The organism is Rhodopila sp. (assembly GCF_965276935.1).
GTDB lineage: Bacteria > Pseudomonadota > Alphaproteobacteria > Acetobacterales > Acetobacteraceae > Rhodopila.
In genome coordinates, this window is sequence record NZ_CBDIBS010000003.1 from 1,050,532 (window position 1) to 1,072,769 (window position 22,238).

Genomic DNA, 22,238 nt, shown 5'->3' on the forward strand with positions numbered 1-22,238 from the left:
GTCGGGTCGCGGCGGCCAGACGAGCCCGGACCGTACCTCGTTGCGGAAGGTTTTGGCAGGTTGCAAGGTGGGATCTCTGGGTCAATACGGTCTGTCAGTCGGGTACGAGGTACTATGTGGGATGGTCGCACTCGACCCTGAGCGGACATTCGCACAGGACTCCTGCACCGGTTAAGCCGCTGGACAACCACGCTCCGATTAGCAGTGCATAATTCCTGCAGACCGTGTGAAAAGTCATGGCCGTAACGATTTTGTAGAATACTTTTCTAAGCCATCTGAATTTCGATGCTGAATGGCTCGAATATGAGCGGTTCATTGGAGTTCCACCTCAAGGTTTCGGACGTCGGGGAAATCTATTCTCTTAAGATTTTTCGAAATCGCGTTTTCACACAGTCTGCTTGAATCTTGCACCAAGCCCCTGCTGCTTCCGACCAAATGCGCCAGCGATGGCATCGCTGGTGTCATTCTTCTCGACCAATGACAAGATCGTGCACGTCGCGGAATGCCTGTGCGAGATGGTCGTCGAGATCGGCTTGGGCGTCATCCAGCCAACACATGAAGGCCTGACCGAATGCAGCCGTCCCCATCTGGGCCGCGAGAGACGCCAGTCGATCGGGAACGCCACGTTCGCGTAGCGCCGAAGCCAATTTCACGGTCAGCGACATGGTTTTCGCCGTTTCGCGTTCCTGCAACGGCGGGCTGCTCGCGATGATGCGGCGGCGAGGCTCGGAGAACGGACGGTTCTCGACAAGAAGAGGCTCCGCTGCCTGAAAGGCGCGGAACAGCGTGTCCCAAGCGCCGAGCGCAGGCGGCGCGTCATGTACAGCACTGGTCAGGATCGCGCTCAACGTGGCTTCGCCATCAAACAACACCTCCCGCTTGTCGGGAAAGTGACGGAAGAAGGTTCGCTCCGTGACCCCCGCTTTCGCCGCGATCTCGGCGGATGTGGTCTGACCGTACCCGCGCTCATCGAAAAGGTCCAACGCGGCCTCTTGCAGACGCCGGCGCACGACCTTCGCGTTTCGCGGCATAAACCAATGACCTCTTGTCAGTGACTGACTATACGTATAGTGTCAGTTAATGACGGTACAACTGACGACCCTGGTTGCGCAATCGCGAACCCTGACACGGTGAGAGACGCGCAACGGTCCAGAATTGGAGAACGATCATGACCAATCCGGAACCCACCAGCATGCGTGCCCTTTGCTTCCACAGCTACGGCGAATGGGCGGACGTGCTCCGGCTGGAGCGTGTTCCCGTCTCAAAGCCGGGCGTGAACCAAATTCGGGTACGGGTTCATGCGTGTGCGCTTAACCCGATGGATTGGGTTTTATGCCTCGGGTTCATGCCCGGCACTCTGCCACGTGGAATCGGGCTGGACGTGTCAGGAACCGTTGATGCTATCGGAGAGGGCGTCACAAACGTCGGCGTTGGGGATCGCGTCTTCGGTGTTCCTGACTTCATGGGCTATCCCAGCGCCGGGGTAGCGGAATATGCGGTCTTGGCGGCCTGGCAGCCTGTTCCGGAAGGCCTGGACCTTCTCGAAGCGGCTGCGTTGCCAATGGCCGTCGAGACGGCGGTTCGCAGTCTCGATCTGCTCGGCTTGTCAACCGGTCAGACCATCCTGATTAACGGTGGTGGGACGATGGTGGGGTTTGCTGCCGTTCAGATGGCGCTGATGCGCGGCGCGCACGTGATTGCAACCGCGGGCGAGACCTTTGCAAGCCGCTTGCGCGAGCTGGGTGCTAATGTCACGTCCTACGGCGACGGAATGGTCGAGCGAGTTCGCGGTCTCGCGGGCGCAGCGCCCGACTTGGTTCTACACACCGCACTCGCTCCAGGCGTGCTGCCGGACCTGATCAAGATCGTGGACGGGGATCCACGCCGCGTGATGAGCATCAGCGATTTCGACGAACAAGGCCTTGGCGTCCGTACCACAGGGCGCGAGCCGGATTCGGTTCCACGCTATGATGCGCTTGGTCATTTCGCGCAGCTTGCCGCTGAAGGACGTTTTACCGTCCCGGTGGCGCGCACTTTCAGCATGGATGATTGGCGCACGGCACTTGAACTGAGCCACACCGGGCGGGCACACGGCAAACTCTTGATCCTGATCAATCGCGCCGCCTTGATGGGCTGATGCCTCTCGCCAGGCGTCATTCCCGGCAGAGACCATCAGCTTCCTTTATGGAAGGCTTGGCCCCGAGCGCTTCGTCCAGTATCTCTTTGCTCGATAAAGGATGGAGGAAACCACCCCATGACCCGCAGCCACCGCATTGCGGTCCTGCCTGGCGACGGTATCGGCAAGGAGACCGTCCCGGAGTCGCTGAAGGTGCTGGATGCCGCCGCGCGCCGCTTCGGCTTCGACCTGAACCTGACGCATTACGACTGGTCGTGCGAGACATACAAGGACACTGGCTTGATGATGCCGGCGGACGGGCTGGAGCAGTTGGCGAAGTCCGACTCCATCCTGCTGGGCGCCGTCGGTTGGCCAGGCGTGCCAGACCACGTCTCGCTCTGGGGCCTGCTGATCCCGATCCGCCGCGGCTTCGACCAGTATGTGAACCTGCGGCCCTGCAAGCTTATGCCCGGCGTCAAGACCCCGCTGGCGGGCCGCACCGAAGCGGACATCGACTTCTTTGTGGTGCGGGAGAACACCGAGGGCGAATATTCGTCCGTCGGCGGCCGGATGTTCGAGGGCACCGACCGCGAGTTCGTCTCCCAGCAAAGCATTTTCACCCGCAAGGGAACCGACCGTATCCTGCGCTATGCCTATGAACTGGCGATGACGCGGCCGAAGAAGCACCTGACCTCGGCCACCAAGTCGAACGGCATCACGTTCACCATGCCCTACTGGGACGAGCGCTTCGCCGCGATCGGGGCGGAGTATCCGCAGATCCGGACGGACCAGTACCATATCGACATCCTGTGCGCGCATTTCGTGCAGCACCCAGACTGGTTCGATGTGGTCGTGGGGTCGAACCTGTTCGGCGATATCCTGTCGGACCTTGGGCCGGCCGTGGCCGGTTCCATCGGTGTCGCGGCGGCGGCCAACATCAATCCGGAGCGGGCGTTTCCGTCGATGTTCGAGCCGGTGCACGGATCAGCACCGGACATCGCCGGCAAGTTCATTTGCAACCCGATCGGCCAGATCTGGTCAGCCGCGCTAATGCTGGAGCATCTGGGTGAGGCACAAGCCGGGGCGGCGATTGTGGCCGCAATCGAAACACTGCTGCGGGAGAGCGGGCCGAAGACGCGGGACATGGGTGGCCAGGCGGGGACCGCGGATGTGGGAACGGCGATCGCGGAGTTGGTGGCGGCAGGACAGGGTGAGGTCTGACCGGCTGGATCTTCCGCCCGCGTCGCCTGATGCCGACCCGCGCTATCTGATCCCTGTCCGTATCGCGCCGCACGACGATCGCAGCAGGCAGCCCCCGCCGCTCAGAACTGTTTGTAGACGATCTCCGGCGAGGAGAGCCGAAGCACCAGTCCGGCCACCGTCAGCGCCAGGATCATTGCCGAGGCGAACGCCGTTCGGGTGTAACGCGACCTCAACACCAAGCCGATCCGGCCGCTGAGACCACCCAGTGCATCGGGTAGCGCCAACACGATACTGGCCGCGCCGACCGTGCCCACCACCGCCGCCACCGACCCCGCCAGCCCCAGCCGCTCGGCCAACGCACCGATCTGCTGCCAGTCCGCCCAGAACCACAGCAGCGTGAATGCGAACCACGTGAACGTCAGTCCCCGCGCCACCGCACGATAGACCGGGTTCGCGCACAGCCGACCGTATCCGGACGGCGTCAGTCGCCGCGTCATCGCCACCTGATACAGCCTGTTGCCGGCCACGCCGCCGCCCTGCAACAGGCCGAAGAACAGGAATTCCGACGTCTGGCCGTGCCACGCGCCGACCAGGAAGAACGTGACGAAGAATGCCGCCACCGCCGGATATTGCTTGGTCCGAGCCGACCGATAGCGCCGCATCCAGGTCATCAACAGCGGGTTGAACACATAGCTGCGCAGCCATTGCGACAACGTTATGTGCCACCGGCTCCAGAAGTCGATGAAGTTCGTCGCGGCGAATGGCTGGTCGAAGTTCTCCGGCAGCCGCAGGCGATACAGCCGGGCGATCCCGATGACAAAATCGACATAGCCTGAGAAATTGGCATACAGGAACAGCGGATACAGCACGACCACGCCCGCCCCGATCAGCACATCCGACCGCTCCGGCAACGCCGCAAGCAGGTCAAGCTGCCAGGCATGCAGCGCGGCGGACAGGATCAGCACCTTGAAGGCGCCCAGCACCATGCGCCAGGCCGCCACGCCGATATCGGGCAAATCCAGCGGCAGCGCGCTGTTCGCCTGGTAGTCTTCAAAGCGCTGGATCGGACCGGAAATGAACGCGGGAAAATTCAGCGTGAAATTGACGTATTTCAACACGCTGATCCGCTCCTCCGCGCCCTGACCCGCATCGATCACCAGATGCATCACGCGAAAGAAAATATAGGACAGGCCAACCGCCATGTAGCCTGGCGGCAACAGCAGCGCATGCGGAATGAACGTGTAGCGTTTCAACCAGATGAACACCGCCAGCACGAGTATGATGGAAACCGGTGCTGTCCAGGCGCGCCGGGTGCGAGCAGCCTCCAGCCCCAGGTATCCCAGGACCAGGAACCCGGCGAGCGGCAGCAGCGGCCCGACGGCGTACGAGAAGCTCCAGACAAATGCCAGGTTCAGGACCAGCCATACGGCATCGCGCCACCGCTGCCCGAACGGAATATTGAAAACCGCTGCGCCCACCAATGCGAACACCAGGAATTGCCAGGATGGGACATTCATCTCGATGGCACTCCCGATGGCCCCGGCTGCTTGCAGCGGTTGAAGGCTGGTTCAGACAGCAGCGCCTTTTCGACCACCCCTGCGAGTGCGGCATGACCACCCTCTCGTGGATGACCGTCGGTCAGATAATACAGCGACTCGAAGTCCGGCCCCGAGGCAAAGGCACGGGTCGAGTCGAACAACTGCACGCCGTGCCGCGCCGCCACGGCTTTTAGCGCCGCGCCCAGCGCCAGCGGATCCACCCCCGCCGGGTCGGACGGCAAAGCCGCCAGCGCCGCCTGCGCCCGTTCGGGAATATAGAACAGCAGGACCGGAACATGCGCCGGCGTTGTCTGGGCGGTGATGCGACCGAGCAGGTCGCCGATGTCGGAGACCCTTTGCCGCCAGGCCGCGCTGAGTGGGGTGCGAACATAGTCCGCCGGATCGCCGTTCAGCAGAAACGCCCGAATATTGAACGCAGGGTCGCGGTAAAGGTAAGCCTGCATGACCAGGAAAAGCCGGCTATCGCGCAGCAGCGTCACTAGGTCTCGCAGCTTGAAGCGCGCGGGCGGGATCGCGTCGCCTCTTGTCGCTTCCTTATCTTTTAGATGGATCATGTCGTAAGGGCCGACCGTCATGACAATGGCGGCCGGTCGCAGCGCCAGCGCTTCAGGTATGCGGCGATCGATCGTATCCACATCCGTGGGCTCGGTCCCCAGGTTCTGGAAATCGACAGTACTATCGCAACGGCTTGACAACATCGCGGAGGCCCTTGCGGCGAATGACTCGGGATAATTCACCAACACGCCACGTGCGGTGGAAGAACCTATGACATCAACCCGAAGCGAGCCGGCGGGTCGCGGCGCGCAGGATTCCGCGGTGCGATAGCCACAATCGTTGAAATGCTGCGTGATCCAGGGACCATCCCAAACCTTGGTGTGGGACGTGCAGAACGGCTTGTAGCGAAACCCGGAAGCCGTGCTGTACTCGCACGGCTCGACGGAATCCACCTGCACATACAGAAGGCGGGTGGTAATTTCACCGCCGATCAGAATAATCACCATTGTCATGACGAAGATCAGCGGCAGCAGGAAGTAATCCCGCCGCGGCAATCGCCAGGACCGACGACCGCTCGCTTGGGTCCCGGCCGGAGTGGCAGGTCGCACATGGGTCATGGTAAACGCGAAAGCACTCCAGGGGCGACGAATTGATCCGATCCTAGATCATCCCGATCCGATCCGGGCGGCACATTATCGCGATCGTTCGGCGGGACTGTCACCCATGGCCGCGATCGGCTATCAAGCCTTGGTCAATCCAGCATCGAGGACGCCCAGCGATGGCCCGACCCGCCCATACCACCGCCGCCGTCACCGAGTGGGATCGCGACTCATCACTGACCGCCGCGCGCATCCTGCTGGAGATCAAGGCGGTGAACTTCCGGCCGGAGGAGCCGTACACCTTCACCTCCGGCTGGAAGTCGCCGGTCTATATCGACTGCCGGCGGATCATCTACTTCCCGCGCGCGCGCGGGAAGATCTGCGATCTGGCGGTGGAGAAGATCGACCGCCACGTCGGCTTCGAGACCATCGAAACGGTGGCTGGCGGCGAGACCGCCGGCATTCCCTTTGCCGCCTTCATCGCCGACCGGATGAACGCGCCGATGTCCTACGTGCGCAAGAAGCCGAAGGGCTTCGGCCAGAACGCGCTGATCGAGGGCGATGTGCCGGTCGGCAAACGCACCCTGCTGGTCGAGGACCTGACCACCGATGGGCAATCGAAGATCCGCTTCGCCAATGCGCTGCGCGATGCCGGCGCGATCGTCAACCACGCCTTCGTGGTGTTCTTCTACGGCGTCTTCCCTGGTGCGTTCGAGACGTTGTCCGGCATGGACATCACGCTGCACCATCTGTGCACCTGGTGGGATGTGCTGGAGGCCTGCAAGGACCGGCCCTACTTCGCCGAACAGTCGCTGTCCGAGGTTCGGCGCTTCCTGGAAAACCCGGTCGCCTGGTCGGCCGCGCACGGCGGTGTCGCCTCGGCGGAAGAAGCCATGGCACGCAAGGCGGCGGCGGACGCCTGACCCGCCGCTCAGGCTGACCGTTCACTTAGGCTGATCGGCCGCCTAGGCGGATGATCTTCCGCGACTCTGGGTTGTCTTATCGCGCGGAATCACCCGCATCCAGCTCAGCCCCATCGCCAGCACGGCCGACGCGGTGGCGATGCCCATTGCGATATGCGTCGCCGAGACGATGGCGTCCGGGCCACCATGCGTCAGGCCCAGCACCATCGCCACGATCGCGCTGCCGGTTGTCTGACCGACCAGCCTGGCGGTCGAGAGCATGCCGCTGCCGGCGCCGGCGCGGTCGGGCGGTGCGCTGCCCAGCAGCAGCCGGTTGTTAGGCGACTGGAACAGACCGAAGCCGGCGCCGCACAGCACCAGCCGCCAGGCGATGTCCGGCCACGCGGCGGTCGCCGGCATCAGTGTCACCATCAACAGCCCTAACGCCATCACCATCAGGCCCAGCCCGCCCAGGACGCCGGCCGAGAAGCGGTCCGCCAGCCGCCCGGCGATCGGCGCCATGACCACAACGGCCGCGGGCCAGGGCGTCATCACCAGTCCGATCCGGATCGCCGACAGGCCGCCCACATACTGGAAGTAGAACGGCAGCACGACCAGTCCGATGATCGCAGCGGCGAAGGTGCAGACCGAGGTCGCCACCGACAGGGCGAAGATCGGCCGCTGCATCAGCAAATCAACCGGCAGCATCGGCGGTCGCAGGTGCAACTGCCGGCGCACGAAGACGAATCCCACCGCGACACTGGCAAGCAGTTCCGCCACCACCAGGGGCAGGCGCTCACCATGGCCGATCCCATCCAGCCCGACAATGAACAACCCCAGGGTCGCCGCGTTCATCACGGCGCTCAGCACGTCGAACGTGTGGCGTGACGGCGGTGACAGCGGCAGGAAGCGCACCGACATCGCCAGGGCCACGACGCCGAACGGCACCTGGATGGCGAACAGCCAGGGCCAGGATGACACCGCCATGATCGCCGCCGCCGCCGATGGGCCGGCCGCCGAGGATGCCGCCACCACCAGCACGTTGTAGCCAATGCCGCGGCCCAACTGTGCGCGGGGAAAGATGAAGCGGATCAGCGCGCCATTGACGCTCATGATGCCTGCTCCGCCAAATCCCTGCAGCACCCGGCCGGTCACCAGCTCCGGCAGGCTGGTTGACCAAGCGCAGCCGACCGAGGCCAGGGTATAAAGCAGCACCCCCCAGCAGTAGACTCGGCGATGGCCATGGATGTCACCTAAGGACGCCAGCGGCAGCAGGCTGACGGTGACCGCGAGCTGATACGAATTCACCACCCAGATCGCCGAGGCAGGCGTGGCGTGCATCTGCCGCGCGATCGTCGGCAAGGCAACGTTGGCGATCGAACCGTCCAGCACCGCCATGCCGACGGCGATGCCAACCGCCAGCATGGCCAGCCATCGGCGGTCCGGCGGCAACCCATCGGTTGCGTCAGGCGGGGTCGCGGTATTCATCGAGGGTCAGGGTTCCTAAAGAGTAAACGCCGGAAAAATGAACCGACAGGACCCGGTAGACAACTATGCAGCACCAAAGAGATGACCCGGACCAGCCGGTGCGGCGACTGATGCGCGGCTCGGCCAGCCGTGCTATCGAAATATCGATGGCAATTTCAACTCGATATCGCATCATCAAGCCGTTGCTCCTGAAGTCGCGGGTCAGTGAGTTTGCGGGCTTGCTTGCCTTCGGGACAGCATGTGGCAGTTTGCCGCAGGAAGGGGCGAACGGCGCCCCCTGAAAGCGCGCCCCCGAAAGCGCACAACGACGGAGTACAAGCAATGCAGATCGGCGTGGTCGGGCTTGGACGGATGGGAGCCAACATCTCTCGCCGGCTGATGAAGGCAGGGCATTCATCGGTCGTTTGGGACGCCAGTCCCGCGGCGACAGAGGCAGTGGGCAAGGACGGCGCCGCAACGGCCAGCGGTCTGCCCGACCTTGTCGGCAAGCTGTCCGGATCACCGCGTGTGGTCTGGGTGATGCTGCCGCAAGGCAAGATCACCGAGAGCACGATCGAGACCCTGTCGGGCCTGCTGTCGCGTGGCGATATCATCATCGACGGCGGCAACACCTACTACAAGGACGACGTCCGCCGCGGCAAGGCGCTGGCGGAGAAGGGCCTTCGGTATGTCGACGTCGGCACCTCCGGCGGTGTCTGGGGCCTGGAGCGGGGCTACTGCCTGATGATCGGCGGCGACACCGATGCGGTGAATCAGCTTGATCCGATCCTTGCCGCGCTGGCGCCCGGGATCGGCACGATCGAGCGCACCAGCGGCCGCGAAGGCCGCGACGCGCGCGCCGAGAAGGGCTACATCCATGCGGGGCCAGTCGGCGCCGGGCACTTCGTCAAGATGGTCCATAACGGCATCGAGTACGGCATGATGCAGGCCTTCGCCGAAGGCTTCGACATCCTGCGCAACAAGAACCTCGGTTCGCTGCCGGAAGGCGAACGCTACGACCTCAACATCGGCGACATCGCCGAGGTCTGGCGGCGGGGCAGCGTGGTCAGTTCCTGGCTGCTGGACCTGGCGGCGCTGGCGCTGGCGACGGACGAGAAGCTGGACGCGTTCTCCGGTGAGGTGGAGGACTCCGGCGAGGGCCGCTGGACCGTCGAAGCCGCGATCGAGGAAGCCGTGCCAGCCGAAGTCCTGGCCGCCTCATTGTTCACCCGCTTCCGCTCGCGCAAGCAACACACGTTCGCCGAAAAGATCCTGTCGGCCATGCGCTTCGGCTTTGGTGGCCATGTCGAACCGGGGACACACAAGCCGTAATGACCGTTGTCGTCGTGATGGGGGTCTCCGGCAGCGGCAAGACCACCGTCGCGGCAGGGGTGGCTCGCCTATGGGGCTGGACGTTGCTGGAGGGCGATGCGTTCCACCCGCCCGCTAACGTCGCCAAGATGAAGGCCGGCATCCCGCTGACCGATGCCGATCGCTGGCCCTGGCTGCGGGCGATCGCCGCCCGGGCCGACGCAATGCGGGCCGAGGGCGTGTCCGCGGTGGTGGCGTGTTCCGCCTTGAAGCGCGCTTATCGCAATGTGCTGGTGGGCGGGCATCCGGATGTCGTTCTGCTGTATCTGCGCGGCCCCAAGGACCTGATTACCAGGCGGATGGCCGGGCGAAAAGGCCATTTCATGCCGACGGCCTTGCTGGACAGCCAGCTTGCCACGCTGGAGGAACCCGGTCCCGACGAGCACCCGGTGATCGTGGAGATTGGCGGACCACCGGCCACAGTGCTAGAGACCGCGATAAAATCATTGGAGGAGCGTTTGCGATGACCCAGGTCTTCGCCGCCTATCCCAGCCTGCGCGACCGGGTCGTGCTGGTCACCGGGGGCGCCAGCGGCATTGGCGCGGAGGAAGTGACTCAGTTCGCACGCCACGGTGCCAAAGTCGCCTTCCTGGATATCGCCGAGGAAGCGGCCGGCATCCTGATCGCGTCATTACGCGAGGCCGGTATGCCGCCGCCGCTGTTCCTGCCGTGTGACCTGCGCGACATCGCGGCGTTGCGGGCAGCGATCGCCACGGTCAACCGGCGCCTGGGCGCGGTGACCGTGCTGGTGAACAATGCCGCCAACGACCAGCGCCACAACTACGAGGATGTAACGGTCGAATACTGGGATGAGCGGATGGCAACCAATCTGCGGCACCAGTTCTTCGCAATTCAGGCGGTGGCGCCGATGATGCGGACTGCGGGCGGCGGATCGATCATCAACTTCGGCTCGATCTCCTGGCATGCCGGCCAGGGCGGCATGCCGGCCTATACCAGTGCCAAGGCGGCGGTCGAGGGCTTGACCAAAGGCATGGCCCGCGACCTTGGTCCGCATGGCATCCGCGTCAACACGGTGATCCCTGGCTGGATCATGACACAGCGGCAGATCGATTTGTGGCTGACGCCGGAAGCCGAGGCGAACCTGCTGCGTGCGCAGTGCCTGAAGGCCAAGCTGGTGCCGGCGGATGTGGCTCACATGGTGCTGTGGCTTGCGTCTGACGACAGCCGCATGTGCACGAGCCAGTCCTGGGTGGTGGACGCCGGGCGAATGTAGCCGACGGCTGCAGGATCCTTCAGGCTTTGATGGGTCCCCCAGACCCGCGGGAGCGACGGCGGCGCGTCGCCGAACGCTTGTTCCAAGCGAGCTACAACCACCGTTTGCGGACAGGGGCAAGAGGCTTGATGCCATAGGCCGCCGGCAGCGTCACGGTGGGCGCGGCTTGCTTCTCCGCCGCCTGGCCAGCGGCATCCGCTGCGCTCGGATCGGGCGCCGATTGTCCGGACGTCGCGTCCGTCGGTTCCTGTTCGCCAAAGTCGAGGGTGGCGACGACGTTGGGAGTCACGCCGTCCCCCAGGATGCCGCCACTGTTGAACGCGTCGTCGTCCACAACAAATGGAATTGCGACTGGCTCGTAGATTCCATTGGCGAGCAAGAGCGGAACAGGATCATGGCCCTCCGGGACGAGTACCGCCTGGATGGAGATCCGATTGGCTTTTGTCAGCCTATCGGCAGGATCATCGCTCATGCTGCCACCAATATGTTCGTGGTATGTTCCTATATAAGTTTTACTGGAAATGCAAGCGGAAACCCCAACTTCGCAGAAACGCCATTTGGCACAAACGTCATCTGATCGGCCGCGGACTCTTCAGCAAGAGCGACCAGAGCAAAGGATCGGCCTCGTCAACCGGCAGCGCATCATCAGGCCACGGCGCGGCGCCAGCTTGAAGCCGGCGGGTGCGCTGCGTTGTGCAAGTGGACATCGCTACCGTCCATGGCATTACCGTTCACCGTATGATCGCGGCCGGGAAACCGACGAGCCAACCGAGCGGCATCGACCTGACCCTGCGGAAGAAGCTCCATCCCATGCGGCAGGACATGGGCGATCGTGCTGCCACGCGCGATATTCAGGACGATCTCGAGTGCCGCTTCCAACGCGTCGAGGCTGTATGGCTTGTTGAGACAGGCGTGGCCTAAAGGCGCATCCCGGCGGATGCGGTCAGCATCACCGCTGACATATAGGACCCCGATAGCTCCAAGATCGCCTAACATCATAAGTTGGTCGACGATATCGGTTCCAAGCTCATTGTCACCAAGCTGCAGGTCGAGAACAATGACCTCCGGGCGCCGCGAGCGCACCAGTTCGACAGCGTCACGCACATTGCTGGCTACCCCGCATACGTCGTGCCCCTGCTCCACCAGCGCTTCTTCCAGGAAATCCGCCAGCATGAAGTCGTCTTCCGCAACCAGGATTTTCATTGGGCACCTCATTTGCTCCTGACGACGTTATCGTCAATGCGGGAGAAAAAGAAAGTTATTTCTGCATAAATCCATCGTTTTCCCGAAGTAGATCAGCAGCCGCATGGGGCGGTCACAAGAAAGCTTGCGAATGATCAAAGTTTTCAGCGACACCCACAACTTAAAGGCGATTTAATTCACTACCTTTAGTTGATTTTAGGTGACCGCAAGGGTTCCGCGCCAATGCCCATGCCCCATCTCCATCGTCTTCTCTTGTCAGGAACGACTTTGCACGGCAGGGTGCTGGACCTGATCGCGCGTGGTGACGCTCCACAAGCAACCTGCGGCTTTTATCTGACAGCCGCCGCGCCTGGCTATGACACCGAACCTGTTCAAGCAGCCGTTCCCGGCGACGTCGCTGGCATTGCGTGTATCCAGCAGGGCTTGCAGCCGGCGCGGCTGGTGGAATGCAGCAACCCGTGGGCGTTCGGGGAACGAAAGACTCGCTCCCCCAAACGCGCCGGCTGGAGGTCGGCGGTCAGGACGATGACGAGTTCGGGTGACTTGGACGCGGCAGTCACGCTAAATGCGCTGGCAGCAATTCTGGATTCGCCAATGTCCAAGCACAAGTTTTCCCTCGTTGCCTGCGCGCGCTGGGAGGAGAAACATATTCAGGAATGGGTCGAATACCATAAATCCATCGGGTTCGATCATATCTACCTTTACTCAAACGATGAGGACCCGGCCGAGTTGTTTCGCGCGGTCGCACCGTACGTCCATGGCTTCGACCCGTTCGTCACCTTTCGGCATTGGCCGCATATTGGCGAGCAACCGCAAATCTACCTGCATTTCCTGAAGACCTTCAAGCATGAGACGGAGTGGTTTTCCTTCCTGGATATCGACGAGTTTTTTGTCCTCAAGGGCCTGGATGACATATTCGCTTTCATGCTGGACCATGAGGCACGGGTTGACTGCCTCTATTTCAACTGGGTGATCTACGGCAATAGCAACAAGGTCCGCCGCGAGGATGGGCCGACACTGACATCCTACCTGCGCCGGGCTGGTGTCGTGGACACGCATACGAAGATGCTGTGCCGAGCGGCGGCTGTCGACGCGGCATTGGTTCAGCAAGGTCTGGAGGCCGGCCGCGGGGCGTTCTGGCACTTTTTGGACAATTACAAGCTGCCGGGTGTGCGCTGCCGTGATGTGCTGAACGCGCCTACCGACGGGTATGCCGAGGACTTTCCGCTGAACGCCATTCCGCTGGTGGCGCGCGAGGGATTTTCCGAGACTGTGCTGGACTGCGGCTATATCGCACATTTCCAGTTCAGGTCGGAGGAGGATTTCCTTCGGCGCTGGCGTCGCGGTGGGTTTCCGAATGGCGAGCAGTGGAAGGCGGCGCATGACACGGGTGTGCATCGGGCCATGCTGGCACAGAACAATGCCGTCTATGATACGTACTTGGCTGAATACTGGTACAACTATACGGCGCCCGCGCTGCGCTTTGGACTCCGGCCGCACGATGCAGCGCAGCCTGGTGAAAATGTGGCCTTGAACAAGCCGTCCTTCCAGAGCTCGGTGTTCGAACCGGACGGAGCCGAAGCACCGTTCAGCCGGCTGGCCGGTGGCGGCAACAACGGCATGCGAACCGGCACTTATGGTTTTCATACAAGTTACGAGATACGGCCGTGGTGGATCGTCGATCTGCTCATGCCGCACTATATTGAGGACGTTCACATCTACAATCGCGGCGGCGACCGGATGATCGCCGCGCGGGCGAACGACATGGACGTGCTCGCTAGCGACGACGGTTCCACCTGGACAATGCTGCTGTCATACACGAAAGCCGAGCCGTTTGGCGGCGATGGCGCGCCATTGGTTGTCCCCGGCCGGTCCGAATGCCGCTACCGCTTCGTCATGCTGCGGCTGCGCGGAACTGGCTGCCTTCATATGGACGAAGTGGAAGTCTACGGACACCCAGCCGGCACCGAGGCGCTAGCGGGGAAAGCGTGCCGCGGGCCGATCGTGACGGATGCATAGTGCGAAAAGCATCTCGATGTCGTTGCTACATCCTACATATAGGTCTAGAGGCGAATGTGCAGGTTCCGTTCGGCGGCTTTCCCCTGACATGGTCATTGGACCTGTTCCAGGCCGTGTTCGCCTATCGGAAGCATAGGGTCGCGCGACGCGTTTCCGCAGTCCCAAAGGCGGCCTTCTGTCAGCGGCAATCGAACTTCGGGACATTGGATCTACTGCAAATCATGATCGTTTTTGCCGCACTTTCCTGGCGAGACCTGATGCTGGATGAATTCAGCATGACCTCGATATTAATGCTTGATTTCGCGTCACGCCGACTCCTATAGCCTCCTCGGGACCAGGTAGTCGCACACCGCTTTCGCCTGAGAAAAGGTTGCATGATGCTATATGAAGTGGTGCATTCATCTCAGGTCGTCCCGGCACCCCCAACCTCGAACGTCGTCGAGTATCTTTACAATCATGGCGGCCTGAACAACCAGAAAATGGCTTTCATCGGCCTGCTGATAAACGCGATTGAGCATGGACTGTCGCTAAATCTACCTTACATGTATCTTAAAGACCAGAAATCGGTAGAGGAAATTCTTACAAATTTTGCCAATGTCTTCGAGATAGAGGCCGTTCATGAGTTCGCTCGTCGTAAGGACGTCCGAATTATCGACGGTTCCCCCGGTGGCAAGCGCGACGGCTGGGATCACTTTCGTCATTTCTCCGATCGGCTATCAAGATCGCTGGATAATGATGTCATCGAGACGATCCTGGGTGGTCTGGCAAGCCTTAAGCCCAAGATGATCTCCCTGCCGGTGTATCAAAAGCTTCGAAGCTTCGTGTTCGCTGCAATGAAGATCCAGACCGTGGTCCAACTCAGGATCGAGGATGATTGGGTCGATCACGCCAAGGCGCTGCGCCCGATCCTGCATAACGTGGAAGATTATAATATTGGTTTTGTTGAAATATTGGCAAAGATCAGGAAGACTTTTCCCACGCTTGATAATGCCTACGTAACAGCCGATGAGGCTTCCATGCCGGTTCCCAAGGAGGAGATACGGGCGCTGGCACGCGGTCGGTTCGATCTTGGCCTTGTCTGGAAAAGCGATTTTCTGACCAGCGCGGAGATTGGAAACATGAATTCGTTCGATCATTCAATCGTCGATTTTGAGATAGCGAAAACCGCTCCCCGTTTCATCGGAATGAGCAATTCCACATTTTCCAACATGGCGTGCTTGGAGAAATTCGCCAAGACGCGAAAGACTGTTACTGGTCACTTTATCTATAATCATCCTGGGGATCTGGTGATGGAGAGGAAGGACAACGGCTTCATGGTCTCGGCCTATCAAGCCGTGCGGCCCAGCAACGCGGAAATCATGCTGTCCAATAATCAAGTACGCTAGTGGTCCGATCCTGACGCTTGGTTTCCAAGCGTTAGGTGAATCGGCCCACCAAATCAAAGCCTAGTGGATAAATTCAACGGACCTATCCGTTGGATTTTATCCACTAGTGTCTTGCCCGCGGCGTTTATCGCATGTTGCGGCGGACCCGCGGGAAATGCCGATCCGGTTAAGACATGAATTTGCTGGCCTGGATCGTGCCTCGTCTACGCCAGCGAACGTCTAATCCAGGAGACGGAAACAACTTTACCGGTCGATCTTGCGTCAATCGTCGCACTTTTCAGAGGTCACTGCCTACCCGCGCGCACTCATCAGCCGCGCCTTGTCCCGCTTCCAGTCCCGATCCTTTATCGCTTCGCGCTTGTCCTGCTTCTGCCGTCCCTGACCAACCCCAAGCAGGACCTTGGCCCGTCCCTGGTCATTGAAGTGGATTTGCAGCGGCACCAGCGTTGCCCCGCGCCGCGCCACCTGCCCCAGCAGTTGCATGATCTGCTTCTTCTTCAGCAGCAACTTCCGGGGCGCCCGAGGCTCGAACCGGGACAGGACACCGCCTTGGTATTCGGGGATATAGGCGTTGAACAGCCACATCTCCCCTTCCCGCTCCCCCGCCCATGCCTCGCCCAAAGTCGCTCGGCCGAGCCGCAGGGATTTGACCTCCGGGCCTTTCAGGACAAGCCCGGCCTCCACCGTTTCGCCGATGGCGTAGTCAAAGCGTCCCTTGCGGTTCTGTGCCGCGATGCCGTGGGAGATCAGACCTTTCTTCCTGGCTTCAGCCATGGCAACCAAGTATCGGCCGGTGCCAAGTATTGCGGCCCGAACACGCTGGGCGACAGAGGTTCAAACTGAAGACTAAGCCAATCATACCAATCCGATCAATAATTCCTAGTTCAGCAGCCCAACCTCTGTCATGGCCGCCTTCACCCGCGCGCGGGTCGGCTCCAGGATCGGAGCCAGCGGCAGGCGACAGCGCTCCGACGTCTTGCCCAGCAAGGCGGCGGCGAACTTGACGGGTGCAGGGCTGGTTTCACTGAACAACGCATCATGCAGCGGCACCAAACGATTTTGCAGAGCCATCGCGTCGGCAACACGGCCCTCGGCCCAGGCCCCATGCATCTGGCTGCAGAGTCGCGGCGCCACGTTCGCCGTAACGCTGATGCACCCGTGACCGCCAGCCGCGTAGAATGCCAGCGCCGTATGATCCTCCCCCGACAATTGGCAGAAGTCGTCGCCGCACGTTCGGCGCGTGTGCAGCGGCCGAACCAGGCTTGCGGTCGAGTCCTTTACGCCAACGATGTTCTTGTGCCTCGCCAGCCGACCCATGGTCTCGACGCTCATGTCCACCACGCTGCGTGATGGGATGTTGTAGATAATGATCGGCAGGTCGACGGAATCAGCGATGGCCGAAAAATGCAGGAACATGCCCTCCTGCGTCGGTTTATTATAATATGGCGTCACGATCAGCGCCGCATCCGCCCCCGCTTCCTGCGCGTGACGGGTCAATTCGATCGCCTCCTCGGTGCTGTTCGATCCAGCCCCGGCGATCACCGGCACGCGGCCCTTCGCCACCTCGATGGCGATTTCCACCGCCCGTCGGTGCTCCGCATGAGACAGCGTCGGACTCTCGCCGGTGGTGCCGACCGGCACCACGCCATGGGTGCCTTCCTTGATCTGCCAGTCGACGAAAGCCGCATAGGCTTTCTCATCGACAGAGCCATCTTCCCGCATCGGTGTGATCAGCGCGACGAGCGATCCCTTGAACATGTTTCCTCTCCCGACCGGGGCTTCCAGCGAAACACACGAAGCTAGGCGCGCGACAGATGCGCCGCAAGGCGTGGCTTGATAGAAGGAAACATGCGCGTTCCGATTCGCTCCATTCTTTCCTGTCTGGCCTGCCTGCTGACAGGTTCGGTTCAGGCGCAGGATGCCGCCCAAAATCCAATCATCGCCCTACATGCGGACCGCTGGGCCGACGCCCAGGCCGCCGCCGCGCGCTTCGCCGATCCGGTGGCCGAGAAGCTAGTGCTTTACTTCCGCCTGCGCGCGCCGGGCGCCGCCACCGCCGCGGACATCGCCGATTTCATGCAGCGCAACCCGGACTGGCCGGCGCAGCCGATGTTGGAACGCCGGCGGCAGGAAGCCATCGCGCTGGAGCCTGACGACGCGGCCGTCCTGGCGCAATGTGCCGCATCCGTGCCAACCTTGGCCAACGCCATGCTGCGCTGCGCCGAGGCGATGGCGAATGCCGGCCGGACCGCAGACGCCAACGCCATGGCGCGCGCGGCCTGGATCGATGCTATCAGCGGCGCGGGCGCGGAGGCCGCCTTCCTGCGCCGCTGGTCCGGCCTTGCCACGCCGGACGACCAGTGGGCTCGCTTCCAGCGCCTCGCCTGGACTGACCCGTCCGCCGCCGCCCGTCAATTGACCCGCCTCGACGTCGCGCACCACACCGCCGGCGAAGCCCGCCTGGCGGTCAGACGCGACGACCCGCAGGGCGAACCTCTAGTCGCCTCCCTGCCGCCGGAACGGCGCGATGATCCCGGCCTGATGCTGGACCGCGCCCGTTGCTTCCGCAAAACCGACCGAACGGGAGACGCCGTGGCGCTCTGGCTGCAGAGCGGTACCCAGGCGCAACGCGCCGCGCCGGGACATCTGGCTGAATTCTGGGCAGAGCGGAATGAGCTGGCGCGCAAGCTGCTGCATGACGGCGACATGCAGGACGCCTACGCGATCGTCGCCGCCCACGGCCAGACCGCCGGCGAGCCGCTGGTCGACGCCGAATTCCTCGCCGGCTTCATCGCCCTTCGTCTGCTGCACGATCCGGCGAAGGCGGCACCGCATTTCCAGGCTCTGGCTGCCGCATCGCCCGCCGCCATCACCCAGGGCCGCGCGCATTACTGGCTCGCCCGCACCGCCGCCGCGGCAGGTGCCGACGCTGAACCGGAGTACCAGAAGGCTGCCGCCTGGCCGACCACCTTCTACGGTCAACTTGCCGCACTGGCCCTGGGCTCATCACCCGCCGCCCGCATCCGCGCCCTGCGTGATCCGGCCTGGACCGAGGACACCGCCCTGGCATTCACCGGCCACGAGGTGCTGCGCGCCGCCGCGTGGCTGATCGCCTGGGGCGACAACCAACGTGCCCGAGTCTTCCTGCGGCGCATGGACGAGCTGGCGCCGATCCCCGCCGAACGCGCATTGACCGCCGCCTTTTCGCTGCAGGTCGGCTTGCCAGACAGCGCCGTCGCCGTCGCCCGACGCATGGGCCGCGATGGGCTTGCGCTGCCGCGGATGGGATGGCCCGAGCCCTTCAAGCCGCCAACCCCACCCGATGCCGGCTTCTCGCTGGGCATCATGCGCCAGGAGAGCAGCTTCGATATCGGCGCCCTGAGTTCCTCCGGCGCGCGCGGGCTGATGCAGTTGATGCCGCCGACCGCCGCCAGCGAGGCGAGGCAGCTTGGCATCCCGGTATCGATCTCGGCCCTGACCGTCGATGCCAGCAACAACATGCGCCTGGGCACCGCCTATCTGCAGGAGGTTCTGACGCGTTTCGACGGGTCGCTGCCGCTGGCCGCCGCCGCCTACAATGCCGGGCCCGCCCGCGTGGCACAATGGCTGGCTGATGATGGCGATCCCCGTACCGGCCCGATCGACATGGTCGACTGGATCGAGCTGATCCCGTTCAACGAGACTAGGAACTACGTTCAGCGCGTGGTGGAAAACGTGACGATCTATCGTGCCCAGGACAATGACACGACGCCGATCCTGACCACGCCATGGACGCGCTGATCCATAGTCTCAGCGCCTGGGACGGCCTGCCGCTGTGCGTGCGCGAATGGCACGCCGGGACGACACGCCGGCCCATCCTGTGCCTGCCTGGCTTGGTTCGCACCGGCGCTGACTTCGAGGCGCTGGCCGAGCGGATCGGCGAAGGCCGCCGGGTGGTCGCGGTGGACTACGCTGGCCGCGGCGGATCCGGCCGGAGCCGCGATATCCGACGCTATGCGCCCGAGCCTTGCGCTCGCGACGTCATGGACATCTGCGCCGCCCTGCACCTGCATCGCGTCGTGGTGATCGGCACCAGCTTCGGCGGCCTGCTGGCAATGGGTCTTGCCGCCGCGCGTCCTGGACTGATCGCCGCCGCCGTGCTGAACGACATCGGCCCGCGGGTTGGCACCGAAGGCGGCGACTTCGTCCGCGGTTTCATTGGTCTCGACCCTGCCCTGGAGAGCCTGGATGCCTGCGTCGCCTTCCTGCGACAGAACCTGCCGCCATTGTCGCTCTCGACTGACCGGGAATGGCGTCGGATGGCCGAACTGACCTACGCGCCCGGACCGGATCAGCGCTACCATCCGGTCTGGGATATCAGGATCGCTGGGCTGCTGGCCGGCCGGATGCCCGACCTCTGGCCGCTGTTCGGCGCTTTGGCGGATGTCCCGCTGCTGCTGGTCCGTGGCGGGGTTAGCAACATCCTGCTGCCTGAGACGGTCGACCGGATGCAGGCGGCGCGTCCCGACATGGCGCTGGTAACGCTGCCCGGCATCGGCCACGCGCCGACCCTGACCGAGGCCCTTGCGGCGGCCGCGCTGACCACATTCCTGGTGCGGACAGGATGACCCCGGCCCGTTTCATCGCCGGCGGTTTCGGCACCGGTTTTTCGCCTATTGCCGCCGGCACGGTGGCGTCACTGGCCGCGGTCCTGACGGGCGCCGGCTTGATGACGCTGTCTCGCTGGGCGGTGCCGCTCGTTGCCCTGGGGGCCACGGTGGGCGGATATGCCGCGATCAGCCGCGCCAAGGTCGACGGCGACCCCGGCTGGGTGGTGATCGACGAGTTCGCCGGTCAATGGATCACCCTGCTCGCGCTGCACCGGCCGACCCTGCCGGGGCTGATCCTGGCGTTCCTGCTGTTCCGCGTCTTCGACATCACCAAGCTTGGCCCCGTCGGCTGGGCCGACCGCCAGCACGGTGCCTTCGGGATCATGGCCGATGACGTCATCGCCGGCGTGATCGCGGCACTGCTGTTGGCGTTCGCCGGCCTGATGTGGCCGGCCTTGCGGATATGACAGTATCGGCGCCGCAGTGCTGCCGCGGCTGACTGAAAATCCGCCGACTTTACCTGTTCTTGCGTCACCAGCCCCTGTCCTTGCGCCGCGAGCCCCTGTTCTTGCGTTGCGAACCGAAGTGTTTGAGGCTTGGTATTCGGAAATTCCGAAAGCGATCCATGCCCCTGGAACATAGGCGGATTGACAGCGTGCGGCCCATCGCGGAACGGCGTCTGGCCGGTCAGGCAATCCGGAAAATCGTGCCGCGCAGCCTGCACGCCGCCTGGACGCCATCGCCGACGCGTCGCGATCCGGTCGCCATCCTGATCGAGACCGGACGCCATCGCATTGCCAGCCTGCTGCCGATCCGGTACGACCGGATGCGCGCCTCGCCATTCGGCTTCCTCCGCGGCGCCGCCGCGATCATGGCGGCCGATCTCGCAATGACCCCGACCAGCGGCCTTTTGGTGCAGGCCTGTGGCGACTGCCATCTGGCCAACTTCGGCACCTTCGCCTCCCCCGAAGGCATCCCGGTGTTCGATGTCAACGACTTCGACGAAACCCTGCCGGCGCCGTTCGAGTGGGACGTCAAGCGCCTCGCCGCCAGCTTCGCCGTTGACGCGACATCCCGCCACCTTGGTGCGCGTGCCGCCAGGCAACTGGCCCGCACCGTGGCATTGGCCTACCGGATGCACATGCAGCAACTCGCGCGGCTCGACCCGCTGATGTCCTGGCGATCGCGCATCGACGTCACCAACATCGTCAACGGGATCGAGAACGAGAAACTGCGGGACCGCGCCCTGAAACGTCTGCGGACGGCGACCGACGCCAGCCACAACGGCTACCCGAAGCTGATCGAGCGCACCAGGGGCGGCTGGCGGATCAAGGAAAAGCCGCCCCTGGTCACGCCGCTATCGGGTCAGGCCGACGATACGCACGAACGGGTCGCGCGCACCGGCTTCGAATCCTACAAGCTGTCCCTGCCGGAGGAGCGACGGATCCTGCTGGACCGCTACGAACTGGCGGATGTCGCTTTCAAGGTCGTCGGCGTGGGCAGCGTCGGCACGTTCTGCGCCATCGGGTTGTTCGCAACGAAGGACGACCACACCCTGCTGCTGCAACTGAAGGAGGCCCAGGCCTCCGTACTGGCGGACTTCGCTGGTCCCAGCCTGTCGCGTAACCAGGGCCAGCGGGTCGTCGTCGGCCAGCGTATCATGCAGACCGTGCCGGACCTGTTCCTCGGCTGGACCGAGCATTCGGGCGATGACCAGCAATGTTACGTTCGCCATCTGAAGGACAGCCGCCTCGCGCTGATCGGCGCCGATGTGGCGGAAGCGGCGCTGCCGTATTACGCGACCCTGTGCGGCGTGACCTTGGCTCGCGCCCATGCCCGCTCCGCCGACGCAGCCTGTATCGGCGGGTACATGGGATCAGGCGGCGCCTTCGACGCGGCCATCGCCGGCTTTGCGGTGGCGTATGCCGCGCAGACGGAAACCGACTGGCGGCTGTTCCTGGAGGCGATCAAGTCGGGAATGATCGACGCCGGAGGGTAGCGGCGGGCATCAGGCCGAGGAACCGCCTGGCTGATTACCGCGCCGCTGCGCCGCGATCCTGGCGGGTGGGGTGCTTCAACCTTTGCCGTGGATGCAT

Annotated in this window: 21 protein-coding genes; 12 read left to right on the plus strand and 9 right to left on the minus strand. The window is 63.2% G+C overall.

The features are described 5' to 3' along the window. Positions 1-461 precede the first annotated feature (461 nt). On the minus strand, positions 462-983 hold the full coding sequence (locus ACQY4S_RS12675; RefSeq protein ID WP_428485562.1) for a TetR/AcrR family transcriptional regulator: 522 nt from the start codon (positions 981-983) through the stop codon (positions 462-464). A 185-nt stretch (positions 984-1,168) separates the two neighbouring features. Between ACQY4S_RS12675 and ACQY4S_RS12680 the strand changes: the two genes are divergently transcribed. Continuing rightward, positions 1,169-2,137 (plus strand): NADP-dependent oxidoreductase, encoded by a 969-nt coding sequence (locus ACQY4S_RS12680; RefSeq protein ID WP_428485563.1) that lies wholly within the window; start codon positions 1,169-1,171, stop codon positions 2,135-2,137. 117 nt (positions 2,138-2,254) lie between these two features. Next, positions 2,255-3,337 carry a tartrate dehydrogenase gene (locus ACQY4S_RS12685; protein WP_428485564.1) on the plus strand — a complete coding sequence of 361 codons (1,083 nt, stop codon included), beginning with the start codon at positions 2,255-2,257 and terminating at the stop codon, positions 3,335-3,337. A gap of 101 nt (positions 3,338-3,438) precedes the next feature. Here the strand turns inward: ACQY4S_RS12685 and ACQY4S_RS12690 are convergent, their stop codons facing one another. Together ACQY4S_RS12690 and ACQY4S_RS12695 are read right to left on the minus strand one after the other, a co-directional pair. Beyond that, positions 3,439-4,836, minus strand: a complete 1,398-nt coding sequence (locus ACQY4S_RS12690; RefSeq protein ID WP_428485565.1) for an MBOAT family O-acyltransferase — start codon at positions 4,834-4,836, stop codon at positions 3,439-3,441. After that, positions 4,833-5,927 (minus strand): SGNH/GDSL hydrolase family protein, encoded by a 1,095-nt coding sequence (locus ACQY4S_RS12695; RefSeq protein WP_428485566.1) that lies wholly within the window; start codon positions 5,925-5,927, stop codon positions 4,833-4,835. The genes ACQY4S_RS12690 and ACQY4S_RS12695 overlap by 4 nt, the downstream gene beginning before the upstream one ends. Positions 5,928-6,151: 224 nt before the next feature. Here ACQY4S_RS12695 and ACQY4S_RS12700 point away from each other — a divergent pair, with 224 nt between their 5' ends. After that, entirely contained in the window at positions 6,152-6,895 is a 744-nt protein-coding gene (locus ACQY4S_RS12700) for an orotate phosphoribosyltransferase (protein WP_428485567.1), read from the plus strand. 42 nt (positions 6,896-6,937) lie between these two features. On the opposite strand, the gene ACQY4S_RS12705 is transcribed toward ACQY4S_RS12700, so the two are convergent. Then, on the minus strand, positions 6,938-8,362 hold the full coding sequence (locus ACQY4S_RS12705; RefSeq protein WP_428485568.1) for an MFS transporter: 1,425 nt from the start codon (positions 8,360-8,362) through the stop codon (positions 6,938-6,940). Beyond that, positions 8,340-8,540 (minus strand): hypothetical protein, encoded by a 201-nt coding sequence (locus ACQY4S_RS12710; protein WP_428485569.1) that lies wholly within the window; start codon positions 8,538-8,540, stop codon positions 8,340-8,342. Before ACQY4S_RS12710 ends, ACQY4S_RS12705 begins: the two co-directional genes overlap by 23 nt. Before the next feature lie 143 nt (positions 8,541-8,683). Here ACQY4S_RS12710 and gnd point away from each other — a divergent pair, with 143 nt between their 5' ends. Genes gnd through ACQY4S_RS12725 form a run of 3 tightly spaced genes read left to right on the plus strand, consistent with a single transcriptional unit; the run spans position 8,684 to position 10,946 of the window. Beyond that, positions 8,684-9,673 carry a phosphogluconate dehydrogenase (NAD(+)-dependent, decarboxylating) gene (gnd, locus tag ACQY4S_RS12715; protein ID WP_428485570.1) on the plus strand — a complete coding sequence of 330 codons (990 nt, stop codon included), beginning with the start codon at positions 8,684-8,686 and terminating at the stop codon, positions 9,671-9,673. After that, positions 9,673-10,179 (plus strand): gluconokinase, encoded by a 507-nt coding sequence (locus tag ACQY4S_RS12720; protein ID WP_428485571.1) that lies wholly within the window; start codon positions 9,673-9,675, stop codon positions 10,177-10,179. The genes gnd and ACQY4S_RS12720 overlap by 1 nt, the downstream gene beginning before the upstream one ends. After that, positions 10,176-10,946, plus strand: coding sequence for an SDR family NAD(P)-dependent oxidoreductase (locus tag ACQY4S_RS12725; RefSeq protein ID WP_428485572.1), 771 nt, complete (start codon positions 10,176-10,178; stop codon positions 10,944-10,946). The genes ACQY4S_RS12720 and ACQY4S_RS12725 overlap by 4 nt, the downstream gene beginning before the upstream one ends. A gap of 91 nt (positions 10,947-11,037) precedes the next feature. Here ACQY4S_RS12725 and ACQY4S_RS12730 read toward each other — a convergent pair whose 3' ends face one another. Further along, entirely contained in the window at positions 11,038-11,418 is a 381-nt protein-coding gene (locus ACQY4S_RS12730; RefSeq protein WP_428485573.1) for a hypothetical protein, read from the minus strand. Positions 11,419-11,591: 173 nt separating this feature from the next. Continuing rightward, a complete protein-coding gene (locus ACQY4S_RS12735) occupies positions 11,592-12,149 on the minus strand; it encodes a response regulator (protein ID WP_428485574.1) in 558 nt (185 codons plus the stop codon). A gap of 594 nt (positions 12,150-12,743) precedes the next feature. On the opposite strand from ACQY4S_RS12735, the gene ACQY4S_RS12740 reads away from it, so the two are divergent. Both ACQY4S_RS12740 and ACQY4S_RS12745 read left to right on the plus strand, forming a co-directional pair. Beyond that, the gene (locus tag ACQY4S_RS12740) at positions 12,744-14,168 is read left to right on the plus strand and encodes a glycosyltransferase family 2 protein (RefSeq protein ID WP_428485575.1); all 1,425 of its coding nucleotides are present in this window, start codon (positions 12,744-12,746) and stop codon (positions 14,166-14,168) included. A gap of 374 nt (positions 14,169-14,542) precedes the next feature. Then, positions 14,543-15,553, plus strand: a complete 1,011-nt coding sequence (locus tag ACQY4S_RS12745) for a hypothetical protein (RefSeq protein ID WP_428485576.1) — start codon at positions 14,543-14,545, stop codon at positions 15,551-15,553. A 291-nt stretch (positions 15,554-15,844) separates the two neighbouring features. On the opposite strand, the gene smpB is transcribed toward ACQY4S_RS12745, so the two are convergent. Next, a complete protein-coding gene (smpB, locus tag ACQY4S_RS12750; protein WP_428485577.1) occupies positions 15,845-16,327 on the minus strand; it encodes an SsrA-binding protein SmpB in 483 nt (160 codons plus the stop codon). Positions 16,328-16,432: 105 nt separating this feature from the next. Continuing rightward, on the minus strand, positions 16,433-17,311 hold the full coding sequence (gene dapA / locus ACQY4S_RS12755; RefSeq protein WP_428485578.1) for a 4-hydroxy-tetrahydrodipicolinate synthase: 879 nt from the start codon (positions 17,309-17,311) through the stop codon (positions 16,433-16,435). Between the two features lie 90 nt (positions 17,312-17,401). Between dapA and ACQY4S_RS12760 the strand changes: the two genes are divergently transcribed. The 4 genes from ACQY4S_RS12760 to ACQY4S_RS12775 all read left to right on the plus strand — a co-directional run bounded on the left by ACQY4S_RS12760 (position 17,402) and on the right by ACQY4S_RS12775 (position 22,141). Continuing rightward, complete coding sequence (locus ACQY4S_RS12760; RefSeq protein WP_428485579.1) at positions 17,402-19,333, plus strand: lytic transglycosylase domain-containing protein; 1,932 nt, start codon at positions 17,402-17,404, stop codon at positions 19,331-19,333. Continuing rightward, on the plus strand, positions 19,321-20,160 hold the full coding sequence (locus ACQY4S_RS12765; protein ID WP_428485580.1) for an alpha/beta fold hydrolase: 840 nt from the start codon (positions 19,321-19,323) through the stop codon (positions 20,158-20,160). The genes ACQY4S_RS12760 and ACQY4S_RS12765 overlap by 13 nt, the downstream gene beginning before the upstream one ends. Further along, entirely contained in the window at positions 20,157-20,609 is a 453-nt protein-coding gene (locus ACQY4S_RS12770) for a phosphatidylglycerophosphatase A family protein (RefSeq protein WP_428485581.1), read from the plus strand. Before ACQY4S_RS12765 ends, ACQY4S_RS12770 begins: the two co-directional genes overlap by 4 nt. A gap of 158 nt (positions 20,610-20,767) precedes the next feature. Further along, positions 20,768-22,141 carry a DUF2252 domain-containing protein gene (locus ACQY4S_RS12775; RefSeq protein ID WP_428485582.1) on the plus strand — a complete coding sequence of 458 codons (1,374 nt, stop codon included), beginning with the start codon at positions 20,768-20,770 and terminating at the stop codon, positions 22,139-22,141. The last annotated feature ends 97 nt before the right edge of the window (positions 22,142-22,238 follow it).